General features: G+C 64.9%; 11 protein-coding genes. All 11 read left to right on the top strand.

Annotated elements, in window-relative coordinates; translation table 11 throughout:
* The first annotated feature begins 36 nt into the window (after positions 1–36).
* The 11 genes from tcuB to CIC12_RS22840 all read left to right on the top strand — a co-directional run bounded on the left by tcuB (position 37) and on the right by CIC12_RS22840 (position 12329).
* A complete protein-coding gene (gene tcuB / locus CIC12_RS22890) occupies positions 37–1260 on the top strand; it encodes a tricarballylate utilization 4Fe-4S protein TcuB (RefSeq protein ID WP_446728032.1) in 1224 nt (407 codons plus the stop codon).
* 62 nt (positions 1261–1322) lie between these two features.
* Positions 1323–2633 carry an MFS transporter gene (gene tcuC, locus CIC12_RS22885; RefSeq protein ID WP_168667305.1) on the top strand — a complete coding sequence of 437 codons (1311 nt, stop codon included), beginning with the start codon at positions 1323–1325 and terminating at the stop codon, positions 2631–2633.
* A gap of 436 nt (positions 2634–3069) precedes the next feature.
* Entirely contained in the window at positions 3070–4023 is a 954-nt protein-coding gene (locus tag CIC12_RS22880; protein ID WP_168667250.1) for an IclR family transcriptional regulator, read from the top strand.
* Entirely contained in the window at positions 4020–5078 is a 1059-nt protein-coding gene (locus CIC12_RS22875; protein WP_168667249.1) for a 2-dehydro-3-deoxygalactonokinase, read from the top strand. The genes CIC12_RS22880 and CIC12_RS22875 overlap by 4 nt, the downstream gene beginning before the upstream one ends.
* Positions 5079–5126: 48 nt before the next feature.
* Positions 5127–5807 (top strand): 2-dehydro-3-deoxy-6-phosphogalactonate aldolase, encoded by a 681-nt coding sequence (locus tag CIC12_RS22870; RefSeq protein WP_168667248.1) that lies wholly within the window; start codon positions 5127–5129, stop codon positions 5805–5807.
* Positions 5804–6580 (top strand): SDR family oxidoreductase, encoded by a 777-nt coding sequence (locus tag CIC12_RS22865; protein ID WP_168667247.1) that lies wholly within the window; start codon positions 5804–5806, stop codon positions 6578–6580. Before CIC12_RS22870 ends, CIC12_RS22865 begins: the two co-directional genes overlap by 4 nt.
* A gap of 144 nt (positions 6581–6724) precedes the next feature.
* The gene (locus CIC12_RS22860; protein ID WP_168667246.1) at positions 6725–7723 is read left to right on the top strand and encodes an arabinose ABC transporter substrate-binding protein; all 999 of its coding nucleotides are present in this window, start codon (positions 6725–6727) and stop codon (positions 7721–7723) included.
* A gap of 229 nt (positions 7724–7952) precedes the next feature.
* Positions 7953–9494 (top strand): L-arabinose ABC transporter ATP-binding protein AraG, encoded by a 1542-nt coding sequence (gene araG / locus CIC12_RS22855; protein WP_168667244.1) that lies wholly within the window; start codon positions 7953–7955, stop codon positions 9492–9494.
* 55 nt (positions 9495–9549) lie between these two features.
* Positions 9550–10566 (top strand): L-arabinose ABC transporter permease AraH, encoded by a 1017-nt coding sequence (gene araH / locus CIC12_RS22850; RefSeq protein ID WP_168667243.1) that lies wholly within the window; start codon positions 9550–9552, stop codon positions 10564–10566.
* A 51-nt stretch (positions 10567–10617) separates the two neighbouring features.
* Complete coding sequence (locus tag CIC12_RS22845; RefSeq protein ID WP_168667242.1) at positions 10618–11418, top strand: SDR family NAD(P)-dependent oxidoreductase; 801 nt, start codon at positions 10618–10620, stop codon at positions 11416–11418.
* A complete protein-coding gene (locus CIC12_RS22840) occupies positions 11415–12329 on the top strand; it encodes an SMP-30/gluconolactonase/LRE family protein (protein WP_168667241.1) in 915 nt (304 codons plus the stop codon). The genes CIC12_RS22845 and CIC12_RS22840 overlap by 4 nt, the downstream gene beginning before the upstream one ends.
* Positions 12330–12332 lie beyond the last annotated feature (3 nt).

Raw genomic sequence — 12332 nt, 5'->3', positions numbered from 1 at the left:
CGGCTCGAAGCGCACGCCAATCATCGGGAGTTTTCCGTGCAGAAAATTGAAGCGCTGGCGCGTGAAGCGCAGCAATTGGCCGACTCGCCCGGCCGCGCCGATCACTCCGTCGAGCGTGATCCGCAGTCGCGAGTCATCCGGATCGTGCCGCTGACCGATAACGAAACCGAAGTCGCGCGGCAAATGCAGATATGCAACGCGTGCCGCTATTGCGAAGGTTTTTGTGCGGTATTCCCGGCGATGACACGCCGCCTCGAATTCGGCAAGGCCGACGTCAATTACCTGGCGAACCTGTGCCACAACTGCGGCGCGTGCTATCACGCGTGCCAGTACGCACCGCCGCACGAATTCGCGGTGAACGTCCCGCAGGCGATGGCGAAAGTGCGGCTCGAAACCTATACCGAGTACGCGTGGCCGCCCGTGATGGGCGCCCTGTACAAACGCAATGGCCTGACCGTCTCGCTCGCGCTGGCCGCCGGGCTCGCGCTGTTCCTGATACTCGGCACCGCGCTGTCGGGTTCGCTGCTCGACTACCGTCCGGGCGCGCGGGCGTCGAGCTTCTACACGGTCTTCCCGCACAATCTGCTCGCGCTGATCTTCGGCGCGGTGTTCGGCTTCGCGGCGCTCGCGCTGGGTATCGGCGTGACGCGGTTCTGGCGCGACGTGTCGGCGGGTGCGGCCTCGGCACCGGCGATCGTCGAAGCGACGCGCAACGTGCTCGGACTCACCTATCTCGACGGCGGACACGGCGACGGTTGCAACGAAGCGGACGACCGCTTCACGCTCGCGCGCCGGCGCTTTCATCACTTCACGTTCTACGGCTTCATGCTGTGCTTCGCCGCGACCGTCGTGGCGACGCTGTATCACTACGTGTTGGGCGAGGAGGCGCCTTATCCGATGCTGAGCCTGCCGGTCGTGCTGGGCTCGTTGGGCGGCGTCGGTCTGCTGATCGGGCCGGCCGGTCTGCTGTGGCTCAACCTGCGGCGCGATCCCGCGCGCGGCGACGCGAAACAGCGTCCGATGGATCGCGGTTTCATCGCCTTGCTGATGCTGACGAGCGCCAGCGGCCTCGCGCTTCTGACAGGCCGCGACACGTCCGCCATGCCCGCGTTGCTTGCGTCGCACCTCGGTGTGGTGATGGCGCTGTTCGCGACGCTGCCGTACGGCAAGTTCGCGCACGGCATATATCGCAGCGCCGCGCTCCTCAAGTCCGCGATTGAAAAACGCCGCGCTAGCGGCCTGCAAGCCGGCGCCGACTGAGGCCAAGCCTGAAGCGTGAAGCGTCGCCGGCATCGCAAAACAGAACAATGGAGACCCCGATGATGAACCCCACAAATACGATCGAGACAAGCGCGGCCACGTCCCGCGTGTCGAAAGTCGGCGCGGTACTGCGCGTGACCAGCGGCAACTTTCTCGAACAATTCGACTTCTTTCTGTTCGGCTTTTACGCGCCTTACATTTCGAAGGTGTTCTTCCCGACGAGCAGCGAATTCGCGTCGCTAATGCTCACCTTCGCCGTGTTCGGCGCGGGGTTCCTGATGCGGCCGCTCGGCGCGATTTTCCTCGGCGCGTACATCGACCAGGTGGGGCGTCGCAAGGGCTTGATCGTGACGCTGTCGATCATGGCGAGCGGCACGATACTGATCGGCTGCGTGCCGGGCTTCACGTCGATCGGTCTGCTGGCGCCGGCCCTCGTGCTGCTCGGGCGGCTATTGCAGGGCTTTTCCGCGGGCGCCGAACTGGGTGGCGTGTCGGTCTATCTCGCCGAGATCGCGACGCCGGGTCATAAAGGTTTCTATACGAGCTGGCAGTCGGCGAGCCAGCAGGTCGCGATCGTGATCGCGGCGGCGCTCGGCTACGGCCTCAATCACTGGATGAGCGCCGAGACGATCGGCGCGTGGGGATGGCGCATTCCGTTCTTCATCGGCTGCGCGATCGTGCCGCTGCTTTTCGCGTTGCGCCGCTCGCTGGAAGAGACGGAGGCGTTCAAGGCGCAGCGGCATCGTCCCAGCGCGCGCGAGGTGTTCGGCACGCTGTTGCAGAACTGGCAGGTCGTGTTCGCGGGCATGCTGCTGGTCGCGATGACCACCACGACGTTCTATCTGATCACCGTCTACACACCGACCTTCGGCAAGACCGTGCTGAAGCTCTCGACTGCCGACAGTCTGATCGTGACGCTGTGCGTCGGCATCGGCAATTTCATCTGGTTGCCGGTTGGTGGCGCGCTATCGGATCGCATCGGACGCCGGCCCATCCTGATCGCGATTACCGTGCTGGCGATCCTGACTGCGTATCCGGCGCTGTGGTGGCTGGCGTCGTCGCCGAGTGTCGGCCGCATGCTGATCGTGCTGCTGTGGTTCTCGTTCTTCTTCGGCATGTACAACGGCGCGATGGTGGCCGCGCTCACCGAAGTGATGCCGGAGAACGTGCGCGTGGCCGGTTTTTCGCTCGCATTCAGCCTCGCCACGGCGATCTTTGGCGGCTTTACGCCAGCGGTGTCGACCTACCTCATCCAGGTGACGGGCGACCGGGCGGCACCGGGTTACTGGCTGAGCTTGGCCGCCGTGTGCGGGCTGGTCGCGACGTTGGTTCTCTATCGTCGCAGCGGGGTGGCGAAGCGGTTTGCGACGTAGCTCTGGTGACAATTCTGCCTAGGGAAAAGCCCGCCGTCGCGGGCTTTTTTCATGCGCGGCGAAACCGGCGCGACACTCCTGTGAAACGCTGCCACCGGCCCCCGGCGCGCTTCACGCCGCTACCCGAACGTCGGTAACACTAACCTTCTCACGATCCGATCCAGATCTAAACATGTTCAATCCCATTATCTGAATTCGACATTCACATATTGGAGATTTCTCAAAAACGGTCCTACAATCCAACCCAACATGCAAACGTGAGTCGGAAAGCCCATCCATCCGGCCGCGCGAAAGCGACAGCAAAAAAACTGGAGACAAGGCCAAACCATGCCCGACATCACGAGGCAGCACCTCTGCGCCCGCCACTTCGCGCGCACTCAAGGCTTCTCCTCCGGCTCCGCGCTGTAAGCGCACACACCACTCAAAGCCAATCGCCATGAACAAAGCGATGCCTGCTCACGCCGCAAGCGCGTCCGAAGCCGATCACGCAAACAACGCCGCGCCGCGCCCGGCCACCGCCGCCAAGGCGCGCCCCGGCGTTCAACCGGCTGGCGCCAACGGAATCGCCGTGCCCAGCACGCTGCTCGACATCACGCCGCAACAGGCCGGCACGCAGACGCTGTTGCGCGGCCTCGCGATCCTCGAAGCCGCCGCCGCCGGCGTGCGCGATCTGCGCACCTTCGGCGCCGCACTCGGCACGACCCGCAGCACCACGCACCGGCTGGTGAGCAGCCTCGTGCAGGCGCGCTATCTGAGGCAGGTGCAAGGCGGCTATCTGCTCGGCCCGAAGCTGATCGAACTTGGCACCATCGCGCTCGAACAGATGCCGCTCACCGCGGTCGCGCGCCCGCATCTCGAATCGCTCGCGGAACAGACGCTCGACACGATTCACCTCGGCGTGCGCGACGGCGACGACGTGCTGTACATCGACAAGATTCCCGGCACCCGCGGCCTCGAAATGCGTTCGCGCGTCGGGCACAGGATGCCGCTCGCGTCGACGGGGATCGGCAAGGCGATGATGCTCGACCTCACGCCGGACGTCTGGCAGACGCTGTTCGACGCGTCGCGCCGCGCGCTCGCTGGCGTCACGTTCAAGCCGGACAACCGCCCTGATGCGCCGACCTTCATGCAGCGCATGACCAGTTACGCAGCCGGCGGCTACACCTTCGACCTCGAAGAAAACGAAGCGGCGATCCGCTGCGTCGCGGCCCCGGTGCGTGATGCGTCGGGCGCGGTGGTGGCGGCGTTGTCGGTGGCGAGCACGATTCCGTACATGCCGCTCGAGCGCATGGACGAACTGATTCCGGTCGTGCAGCGCGAAGCGCGCGCGATCTCGGAAGAACTCGGTTGGCGCGCGCCGCAACCGACAACCCGCAGGATCAAACGATGACACAGGCGGGTTCTCTCACACCGGCAGGCAGCCACCCGGCCACGGATGTCGCCGCCGACGCCGGCTTCGCGAATGCCGCGCTGATCGCGCTCGACTGGGGCACGACCTCGTTGCGCGCCTATCTGTACGACGTCGACGGCCAGGTGCTGGCGACGCGCGCGTCGCCGGCCGGCATCATGAATCTGCCGCGCAGCGCGGAACAGGGCGGTTTCGACGCCGCTTTCGACGACGTGTGCGGCGCCTGGCTCGACGCGGCGCGCGGCGTCCCGGTGATCGCGGCGGGGATGGTCGGCAGCGCGCAGGGCTGGCTGGAGGCGCCGTACGTCGACGCACCGGCGAGCCCCGATGCGCTCGTGAGCGGCCTCGTTCGCGTGCAGGCGGCATGCGGCGCGACGCTGCACATCGTGCCGGGCATCCTGCAACGCGGCGAACTGCCCAACGTGATGCGAGGCGAAGAAACGCAGATTTTCGGCGCGCTCAGCGAGGACGCGAACGCCGTGGACTACGGCCAGCGCGCGCTGATCGGCTTGCCGGGCACCCACGCGAAATGGGCGGTCGTGCAGGCAGGCCGCATCGAACGGTTTCATACCTTCATGACGGGCGAAGTGTTCGCGGCACTGCGCGAGCATACGATTCTCGGCCGCACCATGGTCACGCCCGATCGTCCGGATACCGAAGCATTCCTTCATGGCGTGAGCATTGCGCGTGAAAAGGGACAGGCGGGCATGCTCGCGACGGTATTCAGCGCCCGCACGCTCGGCCTCACCGGACAACTCGCGCGCGACGAGCAGCCCGACTATCTGTCGGGCCTGCTGATCGGCCACGAACTGGCCGGCCTCGACGCCGTGCTGACGCAACAGCAGAGCTCGCTCGCCGCACAGAGCCTGCGCCTGATCGGCAATGAAGCGCTGTGCGAGCGCTATCGACTTGCACTCGCGCAATTCGGCTGCACCCAGGCGGAATTGGTGAAGCAGGCCACCGAGCGTGGCCTGTGGCGCGTCGCCTCGCAGGCGGGGCTCGTCAATCCGGCCGCTCACGCGGCGCGCGCCGACTAAGCCGCGCGCCAGGTCATCTTCGTGCCGCTCACGAAACAAGGAACCGACATGCAACCTCACATCAATCTGCCCGCACCGTACATGCCGCACGCGGGCCTGATCGCGGCGTTCGAAGTGTGTCCGCTGATCGCGATCATGCGCGGCGTGACCCCCGCCGACGCGGCCGATCACGGTCAGGCGCTGTACGAAGCGGGCTTTCGCATCGTCGAAGTGCCGTTGAATTCGCCGCAGCCGTTCGACAGCATCGCCGCGATCCGCAAGGTGTTGCCGGCGGATGCGATCGTCGGCGCGGGCACGGTGCTGCATTCGAGTTTCGTCAACGACGTGAAGTCGGCGGGCGGCGAACTGATCGTGATGCCGCATAGCGATCCCGAAGTCGTCGTCGCCGCGAAAGCGCAGGGCCTTGCCTGTGCGCCGGGCGTCGCCACGCCGACCGAAGCGTTCATCGCGCTGAAGAACGGCGCGGACGTGCTCAAGATGTTCCCCGCCGAACAGCTCGGCTGCCAGGTCGTGAAGGCATGGCGCGCGGTGATCGCCGCGCAGGTGCCGCTGGTGCCGGTCGGCGGCATCACGCCGGACAACATGGGGCCGTTCCTGAGCGCCGGTGCGAACGGCTTCGGCCTCGGCTCGGCGTTGTACAAGCCGGGTCAGAGCGCCGCCGTGACCGCCTCGCATGCGAAGGCATTCATCAACGGCTTGCGCATCGCCCGCGCGGGCGCGAAGAAATGAAACGGCTCGCCGGCAAAGCTGCCCTGGTGACGGGCGCCGGACGTGGCATCGGCGCGGCGATCGCACTCGCGTTCGCGCGTGAGGGCGCGTCGGTCGTGCTCGCGGAACTGGATATCGACACCGCGCAGCAAACGGCGGCGCACATCAAGGCGCAAACCGGCGCGCGCGTGCTCGCGGTGCGCACGGACGTGACGCAGTCCGCGTCGGTTCAGCAGGCGGTGTCCGAGGCGGAGCAGGCATTCGGCGCGGTGGACGTGCTGGTGAACAACGCAGGCATCAACGTGTTCTGCGATCCGCTCACCATGACCGACGACGACTGGCGGCGCTGCTTTGCGGTCGATCTCGACGGCGTGTGGAACGGTTGCCGCGCGGTGTTGCCGGGCATGGTCGAACGCGGCACGGGCAGCATCGTGAATATCGCGTCGACCCATGCATTCAAGATCATTCCGGGCTGCTTTCCGTACCCGGTGGCCAAGCACGGCGTGATCGGCCTGACGCGCGCGCTCGGCATCGAATACGCGCCGCGCAACGTACGCGTGAATGCGATCGCGCCGGGTTACATCGAAACGCAATTGACGCACGACTGGTGGAACGAACAGCCCGATCCGGCCGCCGCGCAGCAGGCGACGCTCGACCTGCAGCCGATGAAGCGCATCGGCCGCCCGGAAGAAGTGGCGATGACGGCGGTGTTCCTGGCCTCGGATGAAGCGCCGTTCATCAACGCCAGTTGCATTACCGTGGATGGCGGCCGCTCGGCGCTGTATCACGACTGATTCACGACGGATTTTTGCAGTACGCAGGTTTGCGCAGGGGCGCAAAAGTACACCGGACGACGCGCTGGCCGCGTGTGTCATCACCGGTACAAGAAGACGCGGCCGCTTACCTTCTCGTTATCAATTAGTCAGGAGACACGCATTATGAAACGTAGAATTTTCCTCACGCTGGCAGCAGCGGCGACGGGTGTGCTCTTCAACGCACCGGTCGCGCAGGCGGCCGATCCGGTCAAGATCGGCTTCCTCGTGAAGCAGCCGGAAGAGCCGTGGTTCCAGGACGAATGGAAGTTCGCCGAAATCGCTGCGAAGGAAAAGGGCTTCACGCTCGTGAAGATCGGCGCGCCGTCGGGCGAGAAGGTGATGAGCGCGATCGACAACCTGTCGGCACAGAAGGCGCAAGGCTTCGTGATCTGCACGCCCGACGTCAAGCTCGGACCGGGCATCGTCGCGAAGGCGAAGGCCGACAAGCTGAAGATGATGACGGTGGACGACCGCCTCGTCGACGGCGCGGGCAAGCCGATCGCTTCGGTGCCGCATATGGGCATCTCGGCGTACAACATCGGCAAGCAGGTCGGCGACGGTCTCGCGGCCGAAATCAAGAAGCGCGGCTGGGACATGAAGGACGTGGGCGCGATCGACGTGACCTACGAACAGCTGCCGACCGCGCATGACCGCACCAGCGGCGCGACCGACGCACTGGTGGCCGCCGGCTTCCCGAAGGCGAACGTGATCGCCGCGCCGCAGGCGAAGACGGACACGGAAAACGCGTTCAACGCCGCCAACATCGCCCTGACGAAGAACCCGCAGTTCAAGCACTGGGTCGCTTACGCGCTGAACGACGAAGGCGTGCTCGGCGCGGTGCGCGCAGCGGAAGGCCGCGGCTTCAAGGCGGACAACATGATCGGTATCGGCATCGGCGGTTCGGACTCGGCGTTGAACGAGTTCAAGAAGCCGACACCGACGGGCTTCTACGGCACGGTCATCATCAGCCCGAAGCGCCACGGTGAAGAAACCTCGACGCTGATGTACGACTGGATCACGCAAGGCAAGGAACCGCCGCTGCTCACGCTGACGACCGGCATGCTGGCCACGCGTGAGAACGTCGCCGATGTGCGCCAGAAGATGGGCCTCGCGTCGAACTAAGCGTGTGACACGCGATGCGATGAAGTGAACTGCCGGCGCGTCATGGCCAAACATGACGCGCCGGCGGCAGCGATAAAAGATCAGCAGTAGAGACAAGCCATGTTTGCGCCTGCCGGTGAGGTACGAAGTACGAGGCACGGCGAGGCGCGGTTCACGTAAAACGGCAACTAACTTGCATGGGACCGGAGCAAGCGCTCAAGCGCTAACTCCCGTCGACACAGGAGGCGAAGTGTCAGCGACGCTACGTTTTGACAATATCGGCAAAGTTTTTCCAGGCGTGCGTGCGCTCGACGGTGTGTCCTTCGACGTCAACGTCGGCCAGGTTCACGGCCTGATGGGCGAAAACGGCGCAGGGAAATCGACCCTGCTGAAGATACTCGGCGGTGAATATCAGCCCGATTCGGGCCGCGTGCTGATCGACGGCAACGAGGTGCGTTTCTCGAGCGCGGCGTCGTCGATCGCGGCGGGGATCGCAGTGATTCACCAGGAACTGCAGTATGTGCCCGATTTGACGGTCGCGGAAAACCTGCTGCTCGGCCAGCTGCCGAACTCACTCGGCTGGGTCAACAAGCGCGAAGCCAAGCGCTTCGTGCGCGAACGCCTCGAAGCAATGGGCGTGGCGCTCGATCCGAACGCGAAACTGCGCAAGCTCTCGATCGCGCAGCGGCAGATGGTCGAAATCTGCAAGGCGCTGCTGCGCAATGCACGCGTGATCGCGCTCGACGAGCCGACCAGTTCGCTGTCTCATCGCGAGACCGAGGTGCTGTTCAAGCTGGTGCGCGATCTGCGCGCCGACAACCGCGCGATGATCTACATCTCGCACCGCATGGACGAGATCTACGAACTGTGCGACGCCTGCACGATCTTCCGCGACGGCCGCAAGATCGCTTCGCATCCGACGCTCGAAGGCGTGTCGCGCGACACCATCGTCAGCGAGATGGTGGGGCGTGAAATTTCGGACATCTACAACTATTCGGCGCGCCCGCTCGGCGAAGTGCGCTTCGCGGCGAAAGCGATCGAAGGCCACGCGCTCGCGCAACCGGCCAGCTTCGAAGTGCGGCGCGGCGAGATCGTCGGTTTCTTCGGCCTGGTGGGTGCCGGCCGCAGCGAACTGATGCATCTCGTGTACGGCGCGGATCACAAAAAGGGCGGCGAACTGCTGCTCGACGGCAAGCCGATCAAGGTGCGCAGCGCGGGCGAAGCGATTAGACACGGCATCGTGCTGTGCCCGGAAGACCGCAAGGAAGAGGGCATCGTCGCGATGGCGACGGTCTCGGAGAACATCAACATCAGTTGCCGCCGCCACTATCTACGCGCGGGGATGTTTCTCGATCGCAAGAAGGAAGCGGAAACCGCGGACCGTTTCATCAAGCTGCTGAAGATCAAGACGCCGAGCCGTCGCCAGAAAATCCGTTTCCTGTCGGGCGGCAATCAGCAGAAGGCGATTCTGTCGCGCTGGCTCGCCGAGCCCGATCTGAAGGTCGTGATTCTCGACGAGCCGACGCGGGGCATCGACGTTGGCGCGAAGCATGAAATCTACAACGTGATCTATCAGCTGGCCGAACGCGGCTGCGCGATCGTGATGATTTCGTCGGAATTGCCGGAAGTGCTCGGCGTGTCCGACCGCATCGTCGTGATGCGTCAGGGCCGGATTTCCGGCGAACTGGCGCGCCGGGATGCCACAGAGCAATCGGTGTTGAGCCTCGCGCTGCCGCAAAGCTCGACTGCGCTGCCTGAGACGACCGCAGCCGCCGCCCAGCACGCGGCCTGAACCTTATTTGGACGCAAGTCCGGCAACCCGTGGGGATACGGGAGGAGTATTGAACATGCAAGCCAGAGAAAACCTCGCGCAACAGGCCGCCAAGAGCGCCGCCGATGCGCTGATTCCGCAAGCCAACGACAAGGCGAAATGGTGGCAGCAGATCACCGAGTACAGCCTGATCGTGATTTTCGTCGTGATGTTCGTCACGATGTCGCTGACCGTCGATCACTTCTTCTCGATCGAGAACATGCTCGGCCTCGCGCTGTCGATTTCGCAGATCGGCATGGTCGCGTGCACGATGATGTTCTGTCTCGCCTCGCGCGACTTCGACCTCTCCGTGGGATCGACCGTCGCATTCGCCGGTGTGTTGTGCGCGATGGTGCTCAACGCCACGGGTAATACGTTTATCGCGATCATCGCGGCGGTCGCGGCAGGCGCGGTGATCGGTTTCGTCAACGGCGCGGTGATCGCATATCTGCGCATCAACGCGCTGATCACGACGCTCGCGACGATGGAAATCGTTCGCGGCCTCGGCTTCATCGTGTCGCACGGTCAAGCCGTGGGCGTGTCGTCGGATACGTTCATCGAGCTGGGCGGCTTGAGCTTCTTCGGCGTGTCGCTGCCGATCTGGGTCACGCTGCTGTGCTTCATCGTGTTTGGCGTGATGCTCAACCAGACCGTGTACGGCCGCAATACGCTCGCGATCGGCGGCAATCCGGAAGCGTCGCGTCTGGCCGGTATCAATGTCGAACGCACGCGCGTCTACATCTTCCTGATTCAAGGCGCGGTGACCGCGCTGGCCGGTGTGATTCTGGCGTCGCGCATCACGTCGGGTCAGCCGAATGCCGCGGAAGGCTTCGAGCTGAACGTGATTTCGGCGTGCGTGCTGGGCGGCGTGTCGCTGCTCGGCGGACGCGCGACGATTTCCGGCGTCGTGATCGGCGTGCTGATCATGGGCACCGTCGAGAACGTGATGAACCTCATGAACATCGACGCGTTCTATCAGTACCTCGTGCGCGGCGCGATCCTGCTCGCCGCCGTGCTGCTCGACCAGTTGAAAAATCGCGGCTCGCGCGACTGAACCGGCGACTGAACCGTCACTTATCCAATCAGCTCTCAAAGGAATCGAACGATGTCGTCTCCGGCCAATGCAAATGCCCGTCTCGCGGACAGCGCGTTCGCGCGCTATCCGAGTCTCGTCGACCGTACGGTGTTGATCACGGGCGGCGCGACCGGTATCGGCGCATCGTTCGTCGAGCATTTCGCGGCGCAGGGCGCGCGCGTCGCGTTCTTCGATATCGACGCGAGCGCCGGTGAAGCGCTCGCCGACGAACTCGGCGATTCGAAGCACAAGCCGCTGTTCCTGACATGCGATCTGACCGATGTCGATGCGCTGCAAAAAGCGATCGCCGACGTGAAAGCCGCGCTCGGCCCCATCCAGGTGCTGGTCAACAACGCCGCGAACGACAAGCGCCACACGATCGGTGAGGTGTCGCGCGAGTTTTTCGACGCGGGCATCGCGGTGAATATCCGCCACCAGTTCTTCGCGGCCCAAGCCGTGATGGAAGACATGAAGGCGGCCAACAGCGGCTCGATCATCAACCTCGGTTCGATCAGCTGGATGTTGAAGAACGGCGGCTATCCGGTGTATGTGATGTCGAAGTCGGCGGTACAGGGTTTGACGCGCGGTCTCGCGCGCGACCTCGGGCACTTCAACATCCGCGTCAATACGCTGGTGCCGGGCTGGGTGATGACGGAGAAGCAGAAGCGCCTGTGGCTCGACGACACCGGCCGCCGCCAGATCAAGGAAGGGCAGTGCATCGACGCCGAGCTGGAGCCGTCCGACCTCGCGCGCATGGCGCTGTTCCTCGCCGCCGACGACAGCAAGATGATCACCGCGCAGGACATCGTTGTCGATGGAGGCTGGGCGTGAGCGCTGACCTGCCGTCGCACGCCGCTGCGTCGCGCGCGTCGCTGCTGATCGACACGCAATGCACGCTCGGCGAAGCAGCGACCTGGTGCGCGAGAACCGGCCGCTTCTACTGGGCCGATATCGAGGGCGCGCGCCTGTGGCGCTACGATCCGCGCGACGGCGGCAGCACGTTCTGGCCCATGCCCGAGCGGCTCGCGACGTTCGCGCTGTGTGCGAATCCGCGCTACCTGTTGCTCGGACTCGCCACGCATCTGGCGTTTTTCGATCTGACGACCGGCGAGACACAGCGCATCGTCGACGTCGAGCCCGGCTTGAACACGCGCGTGAACGACGGCCGTTGCGACCGTCAGGGGCGCTTCGTGTTCGGCACGAAAGACGAAAGCGGACTGGCGCAACCGGTCGCCGGCTTTTACCGCTTGAATCACGACCTGTCGCTGGAGCGCCTGCCGTTACCTGCGCCAGCCATCTCGAACAGCATCGCGTTCAGTCCCGACGGCGCGACGATGTACTACTGCGATTCGAAGGTGCCGGAAATTCGCGCGTGCGACTATCGCGCGGACGGCAGCGTCGCCAACGATCGGCTGTTCACCCGCGTGACCGACGCCGGCGTGGAGCCGGACGGCTCGACCGTCGATCGCGACGGCGGCTTGTGGAACGCCCAGTGGGGCGGCGCGAGCGTCGTGCGCTACGGTCCCGACGGGGTGGAAACCGGGCGTGTCGACGTGCCGACCGCGCAGCCGAGTTGCGTCGCGCTCGGCGGACCGGAACTCGACACGCTGTACATCACGAGCGCGCGCGCCGACCTCGACGCCGCCGCGCTTGCGGCCGATACTCGGGCGGGCGGCGTGTTCGTCGCGCCGGTGGGACGGCACGGTTTGCCCGAGCCGGAGTTCCAGGGCGCGCCCGCATAGCGC

Source organism: Paraburkholderia sp. SG-MS1 (genome assembly GCF_012275575.1).
In the GTDB taxonomy this organism is placed as follows: Bacteria; Pseudomonadota; Gammaproteobacteria; order Burkholderiales; family Burkholderiaceae; genus Paraburkholderia.
The sequence above is the reverse complement of the archived record's forward strand: the minus strand, read 5'-3'. Positions and strand labels throughout refer to the sequence as shown.